The following is a 22,974-nucleotide window of genomic DNA, read 5'->3' on the forward strand; positions in this document are numbered from 1 at the left end:
CTCCTCAACAGTCCCCGCCCCCCGAGGCCAATCTGCCGTCGATCCTAAGGGACTTCCGGGCCGGTTTGGACTACTCGGTCAGTGCCTTGCGCAACCGTTCCTCGTTCACACGCCAGAACGTGTGCTGCCGGCCGTCCACCAGGACCACGGGGATCTGCTCCCAGTACCTGGCGTGGAGCTCCTCGTCCTGCGTGATGTCCTTCGGCTCCCACGACACGCCGAGGTCGCCGCACACCTTCTCGATCACGATCTGGGCGTCGTCGCACAGATGGCACCCGGGCTTGCGGATGAGCGTGACGAGCCGGTCCTGGGGAGCCGGGGCGGCGTTCCGCCGAAAGATGGGACTCATGTCCGCCATTCTCCCGCCACGCGGACGGTTGTTTAACGACACGGTCGTGGAGAGTTCACAGGCTTCCAACCTCTCGACTCCGGAACCACCGAACAGAATGGCTATGCTCACCGCATGGCCTCTCTCGGATGGCTCACTCCCCGTAGGCGCTCCGCCACGGCACGGAGCGTGTTGGCAGGCGAGGCGTCGGCGGAGGCCGCGCGCAAATCCGCGCAGGACACGCCCGGCGCGGAGCCGGAATTCCCGGTACACGGTGACGACAAGGCCGCCGCGTTCTTCGACCTGGACAACACCGTGATGCAGGGCGCCGCGCTGTTCCACTACGGCCGGGGCCTGTACAAGCGGAAGTTCTTCGAGACCCGCGAGCTCGCCAAGTTCGCCTGGCAGCAGGCGTGGTTCCGGCTGGCCGGCTTCGAGGACCCGGACCACATGCAGGACGTCCGCGAGTCGGCACTGTCCATCGTCAAGGGCCACCGGGTCGCCGAGCTCCAGTCCATCGGCGAGGAGATCTACGACGAGTACATGGCCGAGCGCATCTGGCCGGGCACCCGCGCCCTCGCCCAGGCCCACCTGGACGCCGGCCAGCGGGTGTGGCTGGTCACGGCGGCGCCGGTGGAGATCGCCCAGGTCATCGCCCGCCGCCTGGGCCTGACGGGCGCGCTCGGCACGGTCGCGGAGTCACTGGACGGCGTCTACACGGGCAAGCTCGTCGGCGAGCCCCTGCACGGCCCCGCCAAGGCGGAGGCCGTCCGCGCCCTGGCCGCGGCGGAGGACCTGGACCTGCCCCGCTGCGCCGCCTACAGCGACTCGCACAACGACATCCCGATGCTCTCCCTCGTCGGCCACCCCTACGCGATCAACCCCGACAGCAAACTCCGCAAACACGCCCGGGAGAAGGACTGGCGCCTGCGCGACTACCGCACGGGCCGCAAAGCCGCGAAGGTCGGCATCCCCGCGGCAGCGGGCGTGGGCGCGGTGGCCGGCGGCACGGCGGCCGCCATCGCCCTCCACCGCCGCCGTCGCTGACCCCGACGGGTCCGCCCCCGGCAAGCCACATCACCGGACTCCGCAGGTCACCCCGGCCCCACCCCGCGTGGCTCGGCACAACGCGCCGCGCCCGGCGTCGCAGGCGGCGCCGCCTCACGGGCCGCGCCCGGCCCCGCGGCGAGGCCCGGCCCGCACGCGTCACCCGGCGTGACATGCCGCCCCTTCGCCCGACACGCCCCACACGCTCAGGCGCCCGGCGCCACCACGCCCCGCCCACCGACCCGCGGGGCGGCACAGCGCTGTCCGCTTCCGGTCCCTCTCGGACCGCCCCGCACCCGCGCGCCACGCCCGGCCCACCCCGCACGCCGATCACGCTGATCACGTCTGGCGCGCGAGCAACACGGGCCGATCCAGACCTCCGTACCCACACAACCCCCCAACCAGTCCCGGTGCCCTCACCCGGGCACAACACGCCCCCGACCGACCCGGAAGGCGGGCCGATTCGATCAATAAGTGATCACTCTGCGGCACTTGACCGGCCGTCATTCGGTTACAGAAGCGACGTAATCGATGATTTGAGCAACTGGGCGTAGCGGCGCCTGTACGAAGCGTTATTCTCCTCAGACGCAAACCGGTACCCCTCCGTCGCTACGACGGGTGAAAGGTCCCGCACTGCACGTGATGGAAGCTCTGCCTCTGGGAGTCCCGTGTACCCACACGTCGGGGTTGACGCCTCGGGCCTGGCTACGCTGCGCGCAAGGGTCCAAGACCTGTTGCGCAGCTTCGTCCCCACCGCGTACGCCGTCCCCGCATTCGCCACCGCCGCGCCGCTGGGCCCGTGCTACGCACTGGCCGACGGCAGCGCCGCGGTCGGCAGACGCGGGCGCTCGACCGGAGCGGCCACCGCGCGCCGTCCGGCCGCGGACAGCGACAGCGCCCGGATGATGGACCTCGTGGAGCGCGCCCAGGCCGGCGAGGCCGACGCCTTCGGCCGCCTCTACGACCAGTACAGCGACACCGTCTACCGCTACATCTACTACCGAGTCGGCGGCCGGGCGACCGCCGAGGACCTCACGAGCGAGACCTTTCTGCGCGCCCTGCGCAGAATCGGCACCTTCACCTGGCAGGGCCGCGACTTCGGCGCCTGGCTCGTCACCATCGCCCGCAACCTCGTCGCCGACCACTTCAAGTCGAGCCGTTTCCGTCTCGAAGTGACCACCGGCGAGATGCTCGACGCCAACGAGGTCGAGCGCTCCCCCGAGGACTCCGTCCTGGAGTCCCTCTCCAACGCCGCCCTCCTGGACGCCGTACGGCGACTCAACCCGCAGCAGCAGGAGTGCGTGACACTCCGTTTTCTCCAGGGCCTCTCCGTCGCCGAGACGGCCCGCGTCATGGGCAAGAACGAGGGCGCCATCAAAACCCTCCAGTACCGCGCCGTGCGCACCCTCGCCCGGCTCCTGCCGGACGACGCGCGCTGACGACCCCACGCGCGGCCGCGCCGAACGGCCGCTCGCGCGTACCGAATCCCTACACTCCGCAATCCCCAACTCACCATCAGTGAAGCTCGGTTGACTCTCTCGTCCGGTCGTCCGCTGTCCGTAACCCAAGTGCCGCGCCACTCGTTGTGTGGGATGCAGGCTCCCTGTGGTCACTCCCTGGCCGACTCCGATCCCTCGATCGGGTGGCTGCCGCCAGGGCGTGCAACCCTCAGGACCCCCTGGGGAGTCGACCGTCATGACGAGAGGAGGTGCCGCCAGTGATCGCGAACGTATCGGCGCACCGGCGGGCGAACGCCTTCGCCCAGGCCCTGGAGGAGCAATCCGATCGGGGCACGGCGGCCGAGCAGACCGCGGAATCGGCCCCGGCTGCTGCGGAACGGACCGAGCAGGGCGTCTTGCTGGCCCTCGCGGCCGGTCTCGGCGAGCTGCCCAAGCCGACGCTGGACCCCGAGGTCAAGGCCGTCCAACGGGCACAGCTGGTGGCCCGGTTCGAGGCCATGCTCCAGGAAGGCGGCGAGGGCACCGATCGAGCGGTGCCCGAGCAGCGGTCCCCCCGGGGCCGGGGCGCCCACCGGGCGACCCCGCTGGGCAAGTTCCGCCCCCGCACGCGGCTGGCCAAGGGCCTCACCGCGGGCGGACTCAGCGTCGGCGTCGCAGCGGGCGCCCTCGGAGGCGTGGCCGCCGCCAGCGGTGACGCCCTGCCCGGCGATTCGCTGTACGGCCTGAAACGCGGCATCGAGGACTTCAAGCTCGGCCTCGCCGACGACGACGGCGAACGCGGCCAGATGTACCTGGACCACGCCTCCACCCGGCTGAACGAAGCCCGCCGGCTGATGGAACGCGACCGCGGCGGCCACCTCGACCACGAGTCGCTCGGAGAGGTCCGCCGCGCCCTGTCCGGTATGCGGCACGACGCCTCCGAGGGCCACCGCCTGCTCACCGCGGCGTACCAGCGCGATCCCGAATCGCTGGGTCCCATCCAGGCGCTGTCCGCCTTCTCCCGCTCGCACCGCGACGCCTGGGGCGCCCTGCGCGACCGGCTGCCCGTGCAGCTCGGCGACGTCAGCGAGCAGGTGTCGTCGGTGTTCGACGCCATAGAGCAGGAAGTCGCCCCGCTCCAGTCCCTGCTGCCCCAGCCGCCCGCCCTCAGCGGCGGCGGGGAGGACGGCGACGGGCGCGGCACCGGCTCCGACCGGTCCCCGGGGTCGACCGGCTCCGAGCGGTCCACGACACCGAGCGACGGCAGCGGCTCGGCCGACAGCGGCCACGCCGGCACCAGCGGCCCGAGCCGTTCGGCCGACTCCGGCAGCGAGGACGACGGCCTCCTCGGCGGCAACACCGGCGGCCTGCTCGACCCGCCGAAGCACAGCGGCAGCGCTTCCCCGTCGCAGAGCAATCCGCCGTCCACCCAGCCGGACGTCACCCTGCCGCCGCTGCTCCCGGGGCTGCTGCCCGGCCTGGGCATCGAGGGCGAGGACGCCGACTAGCACCGCCCGGAAAGCACACACGACGGGGCGCCCCCTTCCATCGGGGGCGCCCCGTTCGCGTTGCTCTCGTCGGCTAGAAGAAGACCGAGCGGCGCTGCACCAGCAGTTTGTACAGCGTGTGCTGGATCTGCTCCCTGACCTGGTCGGTCAGGTTGAACATCAGCATCGGGTCCTCGGCCGCCTCCGGCGGATACCCGGCCGTCGGGATCGGCTCACCGAACTGGATCGTCCACTTCGTCGGCAGCGGAATCGCGCCGAGCGGGCCCAGCCACGGGAAGGTCGGCGTCAGCGGGAAGTACGGGAAGCCCAGCACCCGGGCCAGCGTCTTCGAGTTGCCGATCATCGGATAGATCTCCTCGGCCCCGACGATCGAGCACGGAATGATCGGCGTGCCCTGCCTCAGGGCCGTGGAGACGAAGCCGCCCCGCCCGAAGCGCTGGAGCTTGTAGCGCTCGCTGAACGGCTTGCCGATGCCCTTGAACCCCTCCGGCATCACACCGACCAGTTCGCCCTGGCCGAGGAGACGTTCGGCGTCCTCCGCGCACGCCAGGGTGTGGCCGAGCTTGCGGGCGAGCTCGTTGACGACCGGGAGGACGAAGACCAGGTCCGCGGCGAGCAGACGCAGGTGACGGCCGGCCGGATGGTGGTCGTGCACGGCGACCTGCATCATCAGGCCGTCCAGCGGGAGCGTGCCCGAGTGGTTGGCGACGATGAGCGCCCCGCCCTCGGAGGGGATGTTCTCGATGCCCTTCACCTCGACCCGGAAGTACTTCTCGTACACCGGGCGCAGCAGCGACATCAGGACGTTGTCGGTGAGTTCGGCGTCGTAGCCGAAGTCGTCGACCTCGTAGTCACCGGTCAGCCGGCGGCGCAGGAAGGACAGCCCGCCCGCGATACGGCGCTCCAGCCCGCCGTCACCCGACGACTGCCGCGGCGCGTCCGGCACGGCCCGGTCGCGCTGCTCCTCACCGCTGACGCCGTCCTGCCCGTTCCCCCCGTCCTGGCTGTCGTCCCGGTCCTGCCGGTCCTGGGCTTTCTGCGGCCTCGGCCGTTGCTGATGTTCCTTGCGGGGCACGGAGCCATCATCCTGCCCACGGCCCCGCTTGGGCAGGGCCTGCACCTCACCGACCTCGCCCGCGCGCACCTCACCGCCCCGCCGGCTCCCCGCACTCCGGCGCCGCGGCGGCCGAGGCACCGCGCTCCCGCGGGACCGGTCGTCGTCGAACGGAATGACCTTGGCGTCCGCCATCGTTGCTGCGCTCCTCAGTTGGCGCTCTGCGTCGGGAGGTGACCGCCGCCCGCGACGGGCAGCGCGGCGATCCGGTCGACGGCCCCCGCAAGGGACTCCGGCGGCAGCAGTCCGGGTCCTCGGCTGCGCGCGAAGTCCGCAAACGTTTCGGCAGTGGTGTACCTGGGCCGGAATCCGAGTGTGTCGCGCATCTGGGACGTGTCCACCGCGCGGCCGTGGGTCAGCAGACGGATCTGCTCCGGGGAGAAGTCCGTCATGCCCAGCGTACGCACCAGGGAGCCCGCCCAGGTGACGGCGGGCAGCAGCAGCGGCATCGTGGGGCGGCCGAGCCGCCGGGCGCACTGGGAGAGCAGCAGCACCCCGTCACCGGCGATGTTGAAGGTGCCGCTGTTGAGGGTGCCCCGCAGCGGCTCGTGCGAGGCGATCCGCAGCACCTCGACCACGTCGTCCTCGTGCACGAACTGCAGCCGCGGGTCGTAGCCCAGCACCGTCGGCAGCACGGGCAGCGAGAAGTACGAGGCGAGCGGCGAGTCCGCCCCCGGCCCGAGGATGTTGGCGAACCGCAGCACGCACACCGCCACGTCCGGCCGGCGGCGGGCGAAGCCGCGCACGTACCCCTCGACCTCCACCGTGTCCTTGGCGAACCCGCCGCTGGGCAGCGACTTGGCCGGGGTCGTCTCCGTGAACACGGCCGGGTCGCGGGGCGCGGAACCGTAGACGTTGGTGCTGGACTTCACGACCAGCCGCTTGACGGTGGGGGACTTCTGGCAGGCGCCCAGCAGCTGCATCGTGCCGATGACGTTGGTCTCCTTGACCGTGGTCCGGCTGCCGCTGCCGAGCGCGGTCCCGGTGACATCCATGTGGACGACCGTGTCCGCGGCCGTCTCGGCCAGCACGCGCGCGATGGTGGGCTGCCGGATGTCGGCCCGGATGAAGTCGGCGCCTCCCAGATGGTGCTCGGGCGGTACCGCGTCCACGGCGACGACCCGGTCGACCTCCGGGTCGCGCTGGATCCGTCGTACGAAACGGCCCCCCAGGTGACGGGCCACTCCGGTCACGAGCACGACCTTGCCCAAGATCAGCGCCTTCCTTCCAGCCCTCGTCCCTGCCGGGTTCCCCGTGTGCTCGCCAACTTAGCGGTTCGATGTTGCGCTGTGATGACCGCCCGGAGCGACAGGTGACGAGAAAACCCGGTCGTACGACGAGGGCGAGCCATTCGCGCGCAGCCTTGGGCGGCCTGCGCGTTCCGCCGGAATATGCGTGTGGCCCCCCACCGGAACCGGTGGGGGGCCACAGCCACGCTTTCGCGGCGTTGCGGTGCGCCGTATTACTTCTTGTTACGACGCTGAACGCGCGTGCGCTTGAGCAGCTTGCGGTGCTTCTTCTTGGCCATCCGCTTGCGCCGCTTCTTGATAACAGAGCCCACGACTACCCTCGCTCACTTCTCATCACTCGGTGTTTGGGCGCCATGGGCCCACACGACCTACGAGGGGCTAGCCTACCCGCCCGAGCGCTGAGGTCGTAATCGAGGCTTCCGGGGAGATCCGAAAACACCCTGAGCCGGTCTCCCCGGAACACCCGTCAGGCCGTTTCCACCCCCACATAGCTCTCACGGAGGTACTCGTGTACCGCTTGCTCCGGGACTCGGAAGGACCTCCCTACCCGGATCGCGGGCAGATGACCGCTGTGCACCAGCCGGTACACGGTCATCTTCGACACTCGCATCACCGAGGCGACCTCCGCCACGGTAAGGAACTGAACCTCGTTCAGAGGCCTCTCGCCAGCTGCAGCCATGACACACCTGAACCTTCCGCACTCGACGGCCACCGGCTTCCCCTTCCGGTGACTCTTCGTCGTTGCGTGCTCACTCCCCAGACTAGGGGCGGGTGATGCGAGTGGGGAAGAGGTGCACCCATCGGCGGCCTACTGTGACAGACACGCTCGATTGAGTACGTAGCGGGTAAGCGGCCTGTAGTAATCAGACCGCACAGCGTCATCAAGTGGAACGACGACGGACACGCGCCCCTCCGCCTCACCGACGAAGAGGGCGGGGTCGTCCGTATCTGCCAGCCCGATGGCCTCGAACCCCAGCTGACCTGCTCCGCAGACCCACCCGTGGTCCCCGATCACCAGCTCCGGCAGCGGCCCGCCGGCCTCGGCCACCGCGGCCAGAGCGGTACGAACCGGGAGCGGGGAATGCGTGTGTGCGCCGGTCGCACAACCGGAGCCGGAAGCGCCCGGTTCCCGCACCAGCGCGACTCCCCGTACGTAATCAAGGATGTGGGTGCGTAGGCCGAACCGGGTCGTTATGTCGACACAGCGACCCTTCGCCGGGGTGAGTACGGCACATCCCGCCGCCGACAGGGCGTCGGCCAACGCGGCGTAGAAATCGAGCAGTCGGTGCGGATGGCCGGTGCCGATCAGCACCGGTGCCGCACGTCGCGCCGCCGCGGCGAGCCGCTCCGCGAACGCGTCGAGCGCGACCAGGGTCCGCGCCGGATCGATCACATCGTGCCCGGAGACATGTCGAGGATCGGCCGAAACCCCGCACCTGTCCGCCATCAACCCGATCACGTCCCGCTGGCCCCACGACCACTCGGGATCGATCCCGATCAGCACGCGGGGGTCCCGCGCGGCGAACAACCGATAGCTCCGAAGGCTCGTCTCCCGTGAGGTCGCCACGACCCCGGCAAGCCGAGCACCCAGGAGGTGCGCGCGGAGGGCTCCGCTGGTCAGCATGGAGGGATGGTGCCGGATCCACCCCACCCACCACCACGAAAACCTGGAAAACACCGCACAGTTGGCGTAATGGACGCACAATCCCCGGGCATACCCACCCACCACGTGCCCAGCCAGCCCGCGGCTGTCCCACCCCGCCAGCCCGCGGGTATCTCAGCCCGCCAGTCCGCGGGCGGCCCACTCCGCCAACCTGCCGGCAGTCGGCTCCGCCAACCCGCGGGTATCCCACCACTTCAGACCGCGGGCACCCCGCTCCGCCAACCCGCGGGATCCCACCCCGGCAGTCCACCGGCGGCCCGCTCCGCCAGTCCGCTGGCATGCGTACCGCCCGGGGCGGCACGGGTGGGCGCGGGCGGCACCCCGCGACGCGGGACCACCCACCCCACCCCCGCCCAGCCCCGACGCCGACCACCACGTCAGCCCGGCCCAGCCTCGACCCCGCCCAGCCTCAACCGCGCCGCGCCTCACCCCCGCCGCGCCTCACACCATCCCCGCACCCCACACAGCCCCCGGAGGAAAGGAACCCCCCGTCACGCCAACAACCCCCGCAACGGAAACACCGCCCGTCGCACAGCCACCACCGCCTGATCCAACCGGTCCGCGGGGTCGTACCCCGCCTCCCACCCCCGCCACTCCACCGGCCACCGCCCGTCCGTCATCCGCATCGGCGCCAACTCCCGCGTCCGAGCGAACACCTCCTGCCGCCACCCCTCCGGAATCATCGCCTCCGGCTCAATGGGCCGCCCCGCCGCGATCCCCACCAGATGGGTCCAGGACCGCGGTACGACCTCCACCACCGCGTATCCACCCCCGCCGAGCGCCACCCACCGCCCATCGGCGTACTCGTGCGCCAGCTCATGGCAGGCCACCTGCACCGCCCGCTGCGCGTCCAGCGACACCGCCAGATGAGCCAGCGGATCCTCGAAGTGCGTATCGGCCCCGTGCTGGGTCACCAGCACCTGCGGCCGGAACTCGGCGAGCAGCTCCGGCACCACGGAGTGGAACGCCCGCAGCCACCCCGCGTCCCCGGTGCCCGCCGGCAGCGCGATGTTCGCGGCGCTCCCCTCCGCGCTGTCCGCCCCGGTCTCCTCCGGCCACCCGCTCTGCGGGAACAACGTCCGCGGATGCTCGTGCAACGAGATGGTCAGCACCCGCGGGTCCTCCCAGAACGCAGCCTGCACACCGTCCCCGTGATGCACGTCGACGTCCACGTACGCGACCCGCTCCGCCCCCAACTCCAGCAGCCGCGCGATCGCCAGCGACGCGTCGTTGTAGATGCAGAACCCCGAGGCCCCGGCGGGCATCGCATGGTGCAGCCCGCCCGCGAAGTTCACCGCGTGCAGCGCGTCCCCGCGCCACACGGCCTCCGCCGCCCCCACCGACTGCCCCGCGATCAGCGCGGACGCCTCGTGCATCCCGGCGAACGCGGGATCGTCCAACGTCCCCAGCCCGTACGACTGGTCCGCCGCCCGCGGATCCGCCGACGCGGCCTTCACGGCCTCGATGTAGTCCGGACGGTGGACGAGCCGCAGGGTCGACTCACCCGCGGCCTTGGCCGCGACCACGTCCATCTCACGGTCGAGTCCGAACGCGTCGACCAGTCTCCGGGTCAGTGCCAGCCGGACCGGATCCATGGGATGGTCCGGCCCGAAGTCATAGTTCGTTACTGCCTCGTCCCACATCAGCTGTGCGCGACCGCTCATGCCCGCCACCGTATCGGTCCGGTTGAGCGGCGAACGATCGGGCGTACACGAGTGTCACCAGCACCAACACCATCGGCACAAGCATCGCCCCGCGATAACTCCACGCGTCCCCCAGCGCCCCCACCAACGGTGAACCGATCAAGAAGCCCACGTAGTTGAAGATGTTGAGCCGCGCGACCGCCGCATCCGAGGCTCCGGGGAACAGCCGCCCGGCCGCCGCGAACGTCTGCGGCACGATCACGCACAGCCCCAGCCCCAGCAGCGTGAAGCCCGCCATCCCCACCCACGCCCCGGCCGCCCCGGCCACCACGGCGAATCCGACCGCCGCCACGATCGCCCCACCCCGCACCACCGCCACGGCCCCGAACCGCCGCACCCCGAAGTCCCCCACGGCCCGCCCGATCAACGTGGTGACCATGTAGACGTTGTACGGCACCGTCGCGAGCTGCTCCGAGCTCCCGAGCACGTCCTGGAGGTACTTCGCGCTCCAGTTGGAGACCGTCGCGTCCCCGATGTACGCGAAGGTCATCACGAGGCACAGCGGCAACAAGGCCTTGAAGACGATGCCCTCCGCCTTGCCCGCACCCCCCGCTTCCTCAGCGGACCCGGCACCATCCGCGTCGACGTACCACCGGCTCGCCACCAGCGCCGCCGGCAGCAACACCCCGACGACCGGCAGATACGACACCACCAGGGCCAGGTCCCAGTGCGCCCCGGCCCATGCCAGCGAAGCCCCCAGGATCCCACCCAGGCTGTACGCCGCATGGAACCCGAGCATGATGCTGCGCCCGTACGCCCGCTGGAGACTGACGCCCAGCATGTTCATCGACGCGTCGAGCGCCCCCACCGCGAGGCCGAACGCCGCGAGGGCGACCGCCAGCTCGACCATCCGGTCACCGGCGGCCACCCCGAGCAGCGCCAGGAGCACGACCGGCTGCGACCACCGCAGTATTCGGCTGGGAGGTATCCGCTTCACCAGCCGCTCGGTGACCACACTCCCCACACCGGCCAGTACGGGCACCGCGGCGAGAAAGGCCGGCAGCAGCGCGTCGGACACCCCGTACCGATCCTGGATGGCCGGAATCCGCGTCACCAACAGGGCGAACGCCACGCCTTGAGCGAAGAACCCGAACGCCAACGAGGCCCGACCGCGCCGCAGCACACCAGTCATGGCGGCGAGCGTAGGGCCCCGCTGCGCGGCTGGGTATATCCAGCCAAAGATGAATTTCCCTCAGGTTGCCGTGTCAGGCACCCCGGGGTCCGCCTCACACCAGCAGATCGAGCAACTCCCCCATGCCGGCGAACAGCCCGGTCGCCCCTTCGAGCCGCGCCGCCGGTGTCATGGCCGTGAACCCGTACACATCCATCCCCGCCGCGACGGCAGCCCGCACGCCCAACGGACTGTCCTCCACGACGACACACCGCTCCGCCGCGACACCCATCCGCTCGGCCGCGTGCAGAAACAGATCGGGCGCCGGCTTGCCCCGCCCCACATCTTCCGAGCTGAAGATCCGCCCCTCGTCGAACCACCGGTCCAGCCCGGTCGTCCGATGCCCCACCCGAATCCGGGCATGGCTCCCGGACGACGCGACACAGTACGGCACCCCCTCCGCCGCCAGCTTCGCCAACACCTCCTCGGCTCCGGCCACAGCCTTCAACTCCCGTTCGAAGGCGGCGAACACTCGCGCGTGGAAGACATCGTCGAAGTCCGCCGGCAGCCGCTGCCCGGTCCGCTCCTCCACCAGATCGTGCACGCGGTGCATGGCGGAGCCCATGTAGTCCCGCAGGGACTCCTCGTACGACGTCGGATGCCCCAACTCGGTGAGATAAGCGGCCAGGAGCCGATTGGAAATGGGCTCGCTGTCGACGAGTACCCCGTCGTTGTCAAAGATGACCAAGTCGTATCGCATACATCGACCCTAAACGCAGAAAGCCCCCGTGCCGAATGGCACGGGGGCTTTCACAAAAATTGTTCGGCGGCGTCCTACTCTCCCACAGGGTCCCCCCTGCAGTACCATCGGCGCTGTGAGGCTTAGCTTCCGGGTTCGGTATGTAACCGGGCGTTTCCCTCACGCTATAACCACCGAAACACTATGAAACTGACAACCGGACCGCATGTGGCCATACGGGGCTGTTCGTGGTTTCAGAACCAACACAGTGGACGCGAGCAACTGAGGACAAGCCCTCGGCCTATTAGTACCGGTCAACTCCACACGTTACCGTGCTTCCATATCCGGCCTATCAACCCAGTCGTCTACTGGGAGCCTTACCCCATCAAGTGGGTGGGAGCCCTCATCTCGAAGCAGGCTTCCCGCTTAGATGCTTTCAGCGGTTATCCCTCCCGAACGTAGCCAACCAGCCATGCCCTTGGCAGAACAACTGGCACACCAGAGGTTCGTCCGTCCCGGTCCTCTCGTACTAGGGACAGCCCTTCTCAAGACTCCTACGCGCACAGCGGATAGGGACCGAACTGTCTCACGACGTTCTAAACCCAGCTCGCGTACCGCTTTAATGGGCGAACAGCCCAACCCTTGGGACCGACTCCAGCCCCAGGATGCGACGAGCCGACATCGAGGTGCCAAACCATCCCGTCGATATGGACTCTTGGGGAAGATCAGCCTGTTATCCCCGGGGTACCTTTTATCCGTTGAGCGACGGCGCTTCCACAAGCCACCGCCGGATCACTAGTCCCGACTTTCGTCCCTGCTCGACCCGTCGGTCTCACAGTCAAGCTCCCTTGTGCACTTACACTCAACACCTGATTACCAACCAGGCTGAGGGAACCTTTGGGCGCCTCCGTTACTCTTTAGGAGGCAACCGCCCCAGTTAAACTACCCATCAGACACTGTCCCTGATCCGGATCACGGACCCAGGTTAGACATCCAGCACGACCAGACTGGTATTTCAACGACGACTCCACCTGAACTGGCGTCCAAGCTTCAAAGTCTCCCAGCTATCCTACACAAGCCGAACCGAACACCAATATCAAACTGTAGTAAAGGTCCCGGGGTCTTTCCGTCCTGCTGCGCGAAACGAGCATCTTTACTCGTAGTGCAATTTCACCGGGCCTATGGTTGAGACAGTCGAGAAGTCGTTACGCCATTCGTGCAGGTCGGAACTTACCCGACAAGGAATTTCGCTACCTTAGGATGGTTATAGTTACCACCGCCGTTTACTGGCGCTTAAGTTCTCAGCTTCGCCCCACCGAAATGGAGCTAACCGGTCCCCTTAACGTTCCAGCACCGGGCAGGCGTCAGTCCGTATACATCGCCTTACGGCTTCGCACGGACCTGTGTTTTTAGTAAACAGTCGCTTCTCGCTGGTCTCTGCGGCCACCCCCAGCTCGAACAGTAAATGCTCTCACCAGGCGTGGCCCCCCTTCTCCCGAAGTTACGGGGGCATTTTGCCGAGTTCCTTAACCATAGTTCACCCGAACGCCTCGGTATTCTCTACCTGACCACCTGAGTCGGTTTAGGGTACGGGCCGCCATGAAACTCGCTAGAGGCTTTTCTCGACAGCATAGGATCATCCACTTCACCACAATCGGCTCGGCATCAGGTCTCAGCCTCAAGTGCGACGGATTTACCTATCGCACGGCCTACACCCTTACCCCGGGACAACCACCGCCCGGGATGGACTACCTTCCTGCGTCACCCCATCACTCACCTACTAACCGCTTGGTCCGGCGGCTCCACCACTCCCCTCAACTCCGAAGAGATCAGGGCGGCTTCACGGCCTTAGCATCACGATGCTCGATGTTTGACGCTTCACAGCGGGTACCGGAATATCAACCGGTTATCCATCGACTACGCCTGTCGGCCTCGCCTTAGGTCCCGACTTACCCTGGGCAGATCAGCTTGACCCAGGAACCCTTAGTCAATCGGCGCAAACGTTTCTCACGTTTGTATCGCTACTCATGCCTGCATTCTCACTCGTCAACCGTCCACAACTACCTTCCGGTGCTGCTTCACCCGGCAGACGACGCTCCCCTACCCATCACAGCGGGCGTTGGCCCTACATGCTGCAATGACACGACTTCGGCGGTACGCTTGAGCCCCGCTACATTGTCGGCGCGGAATCACTAGACCAGTGAGCTATTACGCACTCTTTCAAGGGTGGCTGCTTCTAAGCCAACCTCCTGGTTGTCTGTGCGACTCCACATCCTTTCCCACTTAGCGTACGCTTAGGGGCCTTAGTCGATGCTCTGGGCTGTTTCCCTCTCGACCATGGAGCTTATCCCCCACAGTCTCACTGCCGCGCTCTCACTTACCGGCATTCGGAGTTTGGCTAAGGTCAGTAACCCGGTAGGGCCCATCGCCTATCCAGTGCTCTACCTCCGGCAAGAAACACACGACGCTGCACCTAAATGCATTTCGGGGAGAACCAGCTATCACGGAGTTTGATTGGCCTTTCACCCCTAACCACAGGTCATCCCCCAGGTTTTCAACCCTGGTGGGTTCGGTCCTCCACGAAGTCTTACCTCCGCTTCAACCTGCCCATGGCTAGATCACTCCGCTTCGGGTCTTGAGCGTGCTACTAAAAACGCCCTGTTCGGACTCGCTTTCGCTACGGCTACCCCACCCGGGTTAACCTCGCAACACACCGCAAACTCGCAGGCTCATTCTTCAAAAGGCACGCAGTCACGAGAATGTGCAAGCACATTCCGACGCTCCCACGGCTTGTAGGCACACGGTTTCAGGTACTATTTCACTCCCCTCCCGGGGTACTTTTCACCATTCCCTCACGGTACTATCCGCTATCGGTCACCAGGGAATATTTAGGCTTAGCGGGTGGTCCCGCCAGATTCACACGGGATTTCTCGGGCCCCGTGCTACTTGGGTGTCTCTCAAACAAGCCGCTGACATTTCGACTACGGGGGTCTTACCCTCTACGCCGGACCTTTCGCATGTCCTTCGTCTACATCAACGGTTTCTGACTCGTCTCACGGCCGGCAGACCGCAAAAGAGAGATCCCACAACCCCGTATACGCAACCCCTGCCGGGTCTCACACGTACACGGTTTGGCCTCATCCAGTTTCGCTCGCCACTACTCCCGGAATCACGGTTGTTTTCTCTTCCTGAGGGTACTGAGATGTTTCACTTCCCCTCGTTCCCTCCACACTGCCTATGTGTTCAGCAGCGGGTGACAGCCCATGACGACTGCCGGGTTTCCCCATTCGGAAACCCCCGGATCAAAGCCTGGTTGACGACTCCCCGGGGACTATCGTGGCCTCCCACGTCCTTCATCGGTTCCTGGTGCCAAGGCATCCACCGTGCGCCCTTAAAAACTTGGCCACAGATGCTCGCGTCCACTGTGCAGTTCTCAAACAACGACCAACCACCCGTCACAGCCCACCGAAGCGGACTTTTACCGGGGCCGGCAGCTGAGGGGAAGTTCATTCCCTCAGACACCCAACAGCGTGCCCGGCCAGCTCCCGTCCGAAGATCATGCGTTCCACGCTCTGACGAGCAGTACTAGCAGCCCCCGACCCAAGACCTGGCCGAATAGTCAACGTTCCACCCATGAGCAACCAGTGCGAGACGTTCGCTCGCATCCTGGCCTCTGAACCAGCCGAAGCTGATTAAGAAGTGCTCCTTAGAAAGGAGGTGATCCAGCCGCACCTTCCGGTACGGCTACCTTGTTACGACTTCGTCCCAATCGCCAGTCCCACCTTCGACAGCTCCCTCCACAAGGGTTGGGCCACCGGCTTCGGGTGTTACCGACTTTCGTGACGTGACGGGCGGTGTGTACAAGGCCCGGGAACGTATTCACCGCAGCAATGCTGATCTGCGATTACTAGCGACTCCGACTTCATGGGGTCGAGTTGCAGACCCCAATCCGAACTGAGACCGGCTTTTTGAGATTCGCTCCACCTCACGGTATCGCAGCTCATTGTACCGGCCATTGTAGCACGTGTGCAGCCCAAGACATAAGGGGCATGATGACTTGACGTCGTCCCCACCTTCCTCCGAGTTGACCCCGGCGGTCTCCCGTGAGTCCCCAGCACCACAAGGGCCTGCTGGCAACACGGGACAAGGGTTGCGCTCGTTGCGGGACTTAACCCAACATCTCACGACACGAGCTGACGACAGCCATGCACCACCTGTACACCGACCACAAGGGGGCGCCTGTCTCCAGACGTTTCCGGTGTATGTCAAGCCTTGGTAAGGTTCTTCGCGTTGCGTCGAATTAAGCCACATGCTCCGCCGCTTGTGCGGGCCCCCGTCAATTCCTTTGAGTTTTAGCCTTGCGGCCGTACTCCCCAGGCGGGGCACTTAATGCGTTAGCTGCGGCACGGACAACGTGGAATGTTGCCCACACCTAGTGCCCACCGTTTACGGCGTGGACTACCAGGGTATCTAATCCTGTTCGCTCCCCACGCTTTCGCTCCTCAGCGTCAGTATCGGCCCAGAGATCCGCCTTCGCCACCGGTGTTCCTCCTGATATCTGCGCATTTCACCGCTACACCAGGAATTCCGATCTCCCCTACCGAACTCTAGCCTGCCCGTATCGACTGCAGACCCGGGGTTAAGCCCCGGGCTTTCACAACCGACGTGACAAGCCGCCTACGAGCTCTTTACGCCCAATAATTCCGGACAACGCTTGCGCCCTACGTATTACCGCGGCTGCTGGCACGTAGTTAGCCGGCGCTTCTTCTGCAGGTACCGTCACTTTCGCTTCTTCCCTGCTGAAAGAGGTTTACAACCCGAAGGCCGTCATCCCTCACGCGGCGTCGCTGCATCAGGCTTTCGCCCATTGTGCAATATTCCCCACTGCTGCCTCCCGTAGGAGTCTGGGCCGTGTCTCAGTCCCAGTGTGGCCGGTCGCCCTCTCAGGCCGGCTACCCGTCGTCGCCTTGGTGAGCCGTTACCTCACCAACAAGCTGATAGGCCGCGGGCTCATCCTGCACCGCCGGAGCTTTACAACCTCAACCATGCGGAAGAGGCTCATATCCGGTATTAGACCCCGTTTCCAGGGCTTGTCCCAGAGTGCAGGGCAGATTGCCCACGTGTTACTCACCCGTTCGCCACTAATCCACCCCGAAGGGCTTCATCGTTCGACTTGCATGTGTTAAGCACGCCGCCAGCGTTCGTCCTGAGCCAGGATCAAACTCTCCGTGAATGCTTCCCCGTGATCGGGGCGAACACCACGAGAGCGGAACGATCGGAGGAATAATCCGACCGTTCACAGCGTCCTCGCTGTGTTATTTCAAAGGAACCTCGCCCCAGCAAATGCTGGAGACGGGGTATCAACATATCTGGCGTTGACTTTTGGCACGCTGTTGAGTTCTCAAGGAACGGACGCTTCCTTCGTACTCACCCTCTCGGGCTTTCCTCCGGGCGCTTCCCTTCGGTGTTTCCGACTCTATCAGATCTTTTCTCGATCCGATTTCCTCGGTGCTTTCCAGGTCTTCGCTTTCGCGCTTTCCTTTCCGGCGGTTCCGACTCTATCAGATCTTTTCTCGACCTGACCCCCAGTCAGCGGGGTTTGCCTTCCCGGCCGTTGGGCCGTTCCGACGGGTGAGACTTTAGCGGATTCCTGACTCCCGAGCTAATCGGGGGCTGCGTCCTTTCGAACGCGGATTCCTCATTTCGCAAATAAGCACGCCAATGAAGCGACGACAGACTGATCGACTGTTCGCCGAGTAGTGGCTGTTACTTGCGGAATGGCTGTCCGGGGACCGACCGGAGTCGGCGCTCACGTCGGACAACTCGGAGAACAGTACGCAGCACCCAGGGGCGTGTCAACTTCGGTTCGCGGGGCACTCCGGCGGCGTAGGCTGGAGGACATGACGACGCGTACGTGTACCCATCTGTGGTGGGCCGCCTGACGGCGGCCGTACTCACGTATGCACTCAACGGCCGCCGCCTTCCGGCGGCCGTTCTCGTTTCTCCCCTCTGAGGGTGCGGCCGGTGGCGGTGCGGCGGTCCCTGCTCAGGAGGTGGGAGTTGAAGCGGGTCTTCAGTGGGGTCAAGCCGACCGGGCACCTGACGCTGGGGAACTACATCGGGGCCATGCGGCGGTGGGTCACGGTGGACCAGCACCAGGCGGACGCCCTGTTCTGCATCGTCGATCTGCACGCGCTGACCGTGGAGCACGATCCGGCGCGGGTGTGCAGGCTGAGCCGGCAGGCGGGGACGCTGTTGCTGGCGGCCGGCCTCGATCCGGAGCTGTGCACCGTGTTCGTGCAGAGCCATGTGGACGAGCACGCGCGGCTGTCGTATCTCCTGGAGTGCGTGGCCACCGACGGTGAGATGCGGCGCATGATCCAGTACAGGGAGAAGGCGGCCCTGGAGCGGGGGCGGGGCGGGAGCGTGCGGCTTTCGCTGCTGACGTATCCCGTGCTCATGGCCGCGGACATCCTGGCGTACGGGACGGACGAGGTGCCCGTCGGGGACGACCAGGCTCAGCACGTGGAGCTGACCCGGGATCTGGCGGTGCGCTTCAACCAGCGGTACGGGCATGCGTTCGTGGTGCCTCGGGCGACGCATCCGGAGGTGGGCGCTCGGGTCATGAACCTTCAGGACCCGACGTCGAAGATGGGGAAGAGCGACGACGTCGGGCCGGGCATCGTCTATCTGCTGGACGAGCCGGACGTGGTGCGGAAGAAGGTCATGCGGGCGGTGACCGACAGCGGACAGGACGTCGTGTACGACCGGGAGGCTCGGCCCGGGGTCGCCAATCTGCTGGAGATCCTCGCTGCGTGTACGGGTGGGAACCCGGAAGGCTTGAGCGGTGTATACGAGTCGTACGGCGCCTTGAAGAAGGACACCGCGGAGGCGGTGATCGAGGTCTTGAGGCCTGTGCAGCAGAGGCACAAGGAGTTGTGTACGGATCCCGGCTATGTGGAGGGGGTGCTGCGGGATGGTGCGGAGAGGGCACGGGCGATGGCGCGGCCGACCGTGGATGCGGCTTATCGAGCGATCGGTCTGCTTCCGGCGGCTTCCGCTTCCGATACGGACGGCGTCGTACTGAACGCCGCTCGGTAGACGCGGTCCCCGGAGTAGGGGGCGGCCGGGTCAGCTGTTGCCGGAGGCCAGTTCGCGGCTGCGGTCGCGGGCGGCTTCGAGGGCGGCGATGAGGGCGGCCCGTACGCCGTGGTTCTCCAGTTCGCGGATGGCGTTGATGGTGGTGCCGGCCGGGGAGGTGACGTTCTCTCGGAGCTTCACCGGGTGTTCACCGCTGTCGCGGAGCATCGTGGCGGCGCCGATGGCGGACTGGACGATCAGTTCGTGGGCCTTGTCGCGGGGCAGACCGAGCAGGATGCCCGCATCGGTCATGGCTTCGACCAGGTAGAAGAAGTAGGCCGGGCCGGAGCCGGAGAGGGCCGTGCAGGCGTCCTGCTGGGACTCGGGGACACGGAGGGTCTTGCCGACGGCGCCGAAGATCTCCTCCGCGTGAGCCAGGTTGGCCTCGTTGGCGTGGCTGCCGGCGGAGATGACGGACATGGCCTCGTCGACGAGGGCGGGGGTGTTCGTCATGACACGGACGACAGGGGTGCCGGTGGCGAGGCGCTCCTCGATGAAGGAGGTGGTGATGCCCGCGGCGCCGCTGATGACCAGGCGGTCGGCGGGGACGTGGGGGGCGAGTTCTTCGAGGAGGGTGCCCATGTCCTGCGGTTTGACCGTGAGGATCAGGGTGTCGGCGGTCTTGGCGGCTTCCGCGTTGGTGACCGGGGTGACTCCGTAGCGGGTGCGGAGTTCTTCGGCGCGTTCCTGCCGGCGGGCGGTGACCAGGAGGTCGGCGGGGGTCCAGCCGGCCCGGATCATTCCGCTCAGCAGGGCTTCGCCGATCTTGCCGGTGCCGTGGACTGCGACTTTCTGGGTCATGACAGGCGTGCCCTCCGGGGTGTGCGTCGTCCAGGGCCATCCTCGCACTCGGGGTGGTCGGGCGCGTGGGCTGTCCGGCTGTCGGGACGACACTTGCCTGGTAGGAAGCCCTGCGGTCAGGCGGTGCGGCGCCTGAGTGTCGCCGCGCCCAGGGTCAGGACCAGCAGGGCGCAGCCCGCCACGATCAGGACGTCGCGGACGAAGTTCGCGGTCATGTCCGTGTGCTTGAGGACCTCGTTCATGCCGTCGACTGCGTAGGACATGGGAAGGACGTCGGAGATGGCCTCCAGGACGGGGTGCATGTTGTCGCGTGCGGTGAACAGGCCGCAGAGGAGGAGCTGGGGGAAGATCACTGCAGGCATGAACTGCACCGCCTGGTATTCGGAGGCCGCGAAAGCCGAGACGAAGAGGCCGAGGGCTGTGCCGAGCAGGGCGTCGAGCAGGGCCACGAGCAGCAGCAGCCAGGGGGATCCCGTGACGTCCAGGCCCAGGAACCAGACCGCGAGACCCGTGGCGAGGGCGGACTGGACGATCGCCAGGGCGCCGAAGGCGAGGGCGTAACCCGCGATCACGTCGCCCTTGCCGAGGGGCATGGCGAGGAGGCGTTCGAGGGTGCCGGAGGTGCGTTCGCGCAGGGTGGCGATCGAGGTCACCAGGAACATCGTGATCAGCGGGAAGATGCCGAGGAGGGAGGCGCCGATGTTGTCGAAGGTGCGGGGGCTGCCGTCGAAGACGTAGCGCAGCAGGATCAGCATCAGGCACGGGATGAGGATCAGCAGTGCGATCGTGCGCGGGTCGTGGCGGAGCTGGCTCAGGACGCGGGACGCGGTCGCGAGGGTGCGCGAGACGTTCAGGGCGCTGGTGGGTGCGGGGGTGGTGTTCGCCGCGGTGGTCGTGCTCATGGGGTCGTCTCCTTGTTGCGGCTCTGTGCGGTTGCCTCGTCCACCAGGTGCAGGAACGCCGCTTCCACGGTCTCGGCGCCGGTGCGGGTGCGCAGGGCGTCGGGGGTGTCCTCGGCGAGGATCTCGCCCTCGCGCATGAGGAGGAGGCGGTGGCAGCGCTCGGCCTCGTCCATGACGTGGGAGGAGATGAGGAGGGTGGCGCCGCGACCGGCGGCGATGTCGTGGAAGAGCTGCCACAGGTCCCGGCGCAGGACGGGGTCCAGGCCGACGGTGGGCTCGTCCAGGACGAGAAGTTCGGGGGCGCCGAGGAGTGCGACCGCGAGGGAGACGCGGCTGCGCTGACCGCCGGAGAGGTTGCCGGCCAGGGAACCGGCGTGGCCGGTGAGGGCGACGTCGGCTATGGCACGGGTGACGTGCTCGTGGCGGCGGTCGGCGGCTGAGCGGCCCGGGTCGAGGATCGCGGCGAAGTAGTCCAGGTTCTGGCGCACCGTCAGGTCGTCGTAGACGGACGGCGCCTGGGTGACGTAGCCGATGCGGGTGCGCAGGGAGGCGTGGCCGGCGGGGCTGCCCAGGACGTCGAGGGTGCCGGTGACCTTGGCCTGGGTGCCGACGATGGCGCGCATCAGGGTCGACTTGCCGCATCCGGAGGGGCCGAGCAGCCCGGTGATCCGGCCGCGCGGGACGGCGAAGTCGAGGCCGCGCAGGACCGTTCGGGTGCCGCGGGTGACCGTGAGTCGCTCGGCGTGGATGGCGGGGGTCTGCGCGGCGTGGGAAACGGATCCTCCGCCCGTGCCGGGCGGGCCGGAAGCATAATTCATCATGCGATGAATAATGCTCGCGGCTGTGCCGGGCGTCAAGTGGCATGGCTGTGTGGGTCGTCGAGGGACGTCACGGCTCGTCGAGGACGGGGCCGTGTGGGCCGTCATGTCAGGGAGAAGCGCAACCGGGCGGAAGCCGGAACCGGCGGGGCGGCGCCCGGACGGAGCCGGACAGGGCCCGGCTCCGTCCGGGTCACCGGGGCGGAGCCGGGCGTGGCGGGGCTCGACGCCGTGAGGCTGGAGGGCTCGGGCGGCCCGGGTAGTGGGAGTCAGGGGCGTTGCGAGGGGGGGTGGCTGGGGTCAGGGGGCGACAGTGAGGAGGAGGTCCACGTCGTAGACCTCGTCGACATGGCCGTCGGGGAAGGTGCGCAGGAGGTGGTCTCGCTCCTCGGTGAGGAAGGCGGTGCTGCGTGCGGTGCCGTTGACCAGGAAGATCGAGTGGCTGGCCAAGTTCGCGAGGTGGGTGCCGAGCGGGACTCGACGGCTCCACCGGACGACCCGGCGGGCGTAGTCCGGTGGCGTGGGGGCGTTCGTGGACGGGACGGACATGGACGCCACGGCGTCCTGCTGGACGATGATTCCGTCGCCGTAGTGGCGCTTGATGCGTTCCGCCTGTGCGGCGATCCAGGGGATGTCCGCCGCGTCCCTGTTCCACCACAGAGCCAGCGCCCCGCCCGGCCGCAGTACGCGGAAGGCTTCCGGCAGTGCGCGGGCGGGGTCGGTCCAGTGCCAGGCCTGGGCGTAGGTGACGAAGTCGGCGCACGCGTCGGCGAGCGGGAGGGCGTTGCCGTCGCCCCGGACGAGTGCGATGCCGGGGTGGGCGAGGCGGAAATGGGCGGACATCCCGTCGCCGGGCTCGACCGCCAGGACGTCGGCACCCCGGTCGCGCAGGAGCGTGGTGGCTATGCCCGTGCCGGCGCCGACGTCCACCACGCGGGAGCCGGTGAGCGAGCGGCCGGCCAGGTCCTCGATCGCGGAGAAGAGGGCGGGTGGGTAGGTGGGGCGGTTGGCGGCGTACTGGGCCGCGGCGGCGTTGAAGGAGTGGGCGCGGGCCGCGCTGGTGGACGGGGGCGGCGGGGTCGTCGAGGTGGCCATGGGTCCATGGTCGCCGGGGTGGGGTGTTCGGTGACAGGGGGTGGACGGGCGTCGGTGCTAGGGCCCGGGATCGGGCTCACGCCCGTGCGCATGCCTGTGTCCCAGCCCAGCTCAGCTCAGCTCAGCGTCCGCACCTACGCCCGCGCTCAGCCCAGCGTCCACACCCACGCCCGTGCCCAACCCCGCGTCCACACCTACGCCCGCGCGCCCAGCCCACAACCGCGCCCACGCTCCGGTCCAGCCCCACGCCCGCGCCACACCCGGGTCCACGCACACGCCCGCACCCACGCCCACACCCACGCCCAGCCGCGCGCCC

At 67.4% G+C, this 22,974-nt stretch carries 17 protein-coding genes and 3 rRNA genes; 4 read left to right on the forward strand and 16 right to left on the reverse strand.

Features of this window, described 5'->3' with window-relative positions; genetic code table 11:
- Positions 1–70 precede the first annotated feature (70 nt).
- On the reverse strand, positions 71–349 hold the full coding sequence (locus tag DN051_RS17805; protein ID WP_053764167.1) for a glutaredoxin family protein: 279 nt from the start codon (positions 347–349) through the stop codon (positions 71–73).
- 114 nt (positions 350–463) lie between these two features.
- On the opposite strand from DN051_RS17805, the gene DN051_RS17810 reads away from it, so the two are divergent.
- The 3 genes from DN051_RS17810 (at position 464) to DN051_RS17820 (ending at position 4,322) form a co-directional block, all read left to right on the forward strand.
- Positions 464–1,375 (forward strand): HAD family hydrolase, encoded by a 912-nt coding sequence (locus DN051_RS17810; protein WP_079002218.1) that lies wholly within the window; start codon positions 464–466, stop codon positions 1,373–1,375.
- A gap of 668 nt (positions 1,376–2,043) precedes the next feature.
- A complete protein-coding gene (locus DN051_RS17815) occupies positions 2,044–2,814 on the forward strand; it encodes an ECF subfamily RNA polymerase sigma factor, BldN family (protein ID WP_053764165.1) in 771 nt (256 codons plus the stop codon).
- A 278-nt stretch (positions 2,815–3,092) separates the two neighbouring features.
- Positions 3,093–4,322, forward strand: a complete 1,230-nt coding sequence (locus DN051_RS17820) for a DUF5667 domain-containing protein (protein ID WP_053764164.1) — start codon at positions 3,093–3,095, stop codon at positions 4,320–4,322.
- A gap of 73 nt (positions 4,323–4,395) precedes the next feature.
- Here DN051_RS17820 and DN051_RS17825 read toward each other — a convergent pair whose 3' ends face one another.
- The 11 genes from DN051_RS17825 to DN051_RS17875 form a co-directional block, all read right to left on the reverse strand.
- Positions 4,396–5,571 (reverse strand): lysophospholipid acyltransferase family protein, encoded by a 1,176-nt coding sequence (locus DN051_RS17825; protein ID WP_112439060.1) that lies wholly within the window; start codon positions 5,569–5,571, stop codon positions 4,396–4,398.
- A 14-nt stretch (positions 5,572–5,585) separates the two neighbouring features.
- Complete coding sequence (locus DN051_RS17830) at positions 5,586–6,647, reverse strand: NAD-dependent epimerase/dehydratase family protein (RefSeq protein ID WP_112439061.1); 1,062 nt, start codon at positions 6,645–6,647, stop codon at positions 5,586–5,588.
- Positions 6,648–6,898: 251 nt separating this feature from the next.
- Positions 6,899–6,997, reverse strand: a complete 99-nt coding sequence (locus DN051_RS17835; protein ID WP_003948845.1) for a 30S ribosomal protein bS22 — start codon at positions 6,995–6,997, stop codon at positions 6,899–6,901.
- A gap of 155 nt (positions 6,998–7,152) precedes the next feature.
- Positions 7,153–7,365, reverse strand: a complete 213-nt coding sequence (locus tag DN051_RS17840) for a helix-turn-helix domain-containing protein (protein ID WP_004984898.1) — start codon at positions 7,363–7,365, stop codon at positions 7,153–7,155.
- A 129-nt stretch (positions 7,366–7,494) separates the two neighbouring features.
- Positions 7,495–8,310, reverse strand: coding sequence for a phosphatase (locus tag DN051_RS17845; RefSeq protein ID WP_053764178.1), 816 nt, complete (start codon positions 8,308–8,310; stop codon positions 7,495–7,497).
- A gap of 530 nt (positions 8,311–8,840) precedes the next feature.
- Positions 8,841–10,013 (reverse strand): acetoin utilization protein AcuC, encoded by a 1,173-nt coding sequence (locus DN051_RS17850; protein WP_112442326.1) that lies wholly within the window; start codon positions 10,011–10,013, stop codon positions 8,841–8,843.
- Positions 9,964–11,184: an MFS transporter gene (locus DN051_RS17855; RefSeq protein WP_053758181.1), complete on the reverse strand. Its 1,221-nt coding sequence runs from the start codon at positions 11,182–11,184 to the stop codon at positions 9,964–9,966. The genes DN051_RS17850 and DN051_RS17855 overlap by 50 nt, the downstream gene beginning before the upstream one ends.
- A gap of 94 nt (positions 11,185–11,278) precedes the next feature.
- The gene (locus tag DN051_RS17860; protein WP_053758182.1) at positions 11,279–11,923 is read right to left on the reverse strand and encodes an HAD family hydrolase; all 645 of its coding nucleotides are present in this window, start codon (positions 11,921–11,923) and stop codon (positions 11,279–11,281) included.
- A gap of 61 nt (positions 11,924–11,984) precedes the next feature.
- Positions 11,985–12,101 (reverse strand): 5S ribosomal RNA (rrf, locus tag DN051_RS17865).
- 85 nt (positions 12,102–12,186) lie between these two features.
- Positions 12,187–15,307: ribosomal RNA gene (locus DN051_RS17870) — 23S ribosomal RNA — on the reverse strand.
- Positions 15,308–15,612: 305 nt separating this feature from the next.
- Positions 15,613–17,135 (reverse strand): 16S ribosomal RNA (locus DN051_RS17875).
- Together the 16S, 23S and 5S rRNA genes form the textbook arrangement of a ribosomal RNA operon.
- Before the next feature lie 827 nt (positions 17,136–17,962).
- Here DN051_RS17875 and trpS point away from each other — a divergent pair.
- Positions 17,963–19,003 (forward strand): tryptophan--tRNA ligase, encoded by a 1,041-nt coding sequence (trpS, locus tag DN051_RS17885; protein WP_053762942.1) that lies wholly within the window; start codon positions 17,963–17,965, stop codon positions 19,001–19,003.
- 30 nt (positions 19,004–19,033) lie between these two features.
- Here trpS and proC read toward each other — a convergent pair whose 3' ends face one another.
- The 4 genes from proC to DN051_RS17905 all read right to left on the reverse strand — a co-directional run bounded on the left by proC (position 19,034) and on the right by DN051_RS17905 (position 22,658).
- Positions 19,034–19,843 (reverse strand): pyrroline-5-carboxylate reductase, encoded by an 810-nt coding sequence (gene proC, locus DN051_RS17890; RefSeq protein ID WP_053762916.1) that lies wholly within the window; start codon positions 19,841–19,843, stop codon positions 19,034–19,036.
- 116 nt (positions 19,844–19,959) lie between these two features.
- Positions 19,960–20,745 carry an ABC transporter permease gene (locus tag DN051_RS17895; protein ID WP_112439063.1) on the reverse strand — a complete coding sequence of 262 codons (786 nt, stop codon included), beginning with the start codon at positions 20,743–20,745 and terminating at the stop codon, positions 19,960–19,962.
- The gene (locus DN051_RS17900; protein WP_112439064.1) at positions 20,742–21,566 is read right to left on the reverse strand and encodes an ABC transporter ATP-binding protein; all 825 of its coding nucleotides are present in this window, start codon (positions 21,564–21,566) and stop codon (positions 20,742–20,744) included. The genes DN051_RS17895 and DN051_RS17900 overlap by 4 nt, the downstream gene beginning before the upstream one ends.
- Before the next feature lie 297 nt (positions 21,567–21,863).
- Positions 21,864–22,658: a class I SAM-dependent methyltransferase gene (locus DN051_RS17905; RefSeq protein ID WP_053762919.1), complete on the reverse strand. Its 795-nt coding sequence runs from the start codon at positions 22,656–22,658 to the stop codon at positions 21,864–21,866.
- Positions 22,659–22,974: the final 316 nt, after the last annotated feature.

This window comes from Streptomyces cadmiisoli (genome assembly GCF_003261055.1).
Lineage (GTDB): Bacteria > Actinomycetota > Actinomycetes > Streptomycetales > Streptomycetaceae > Streptomyces > Streptomyces cadmiisoli.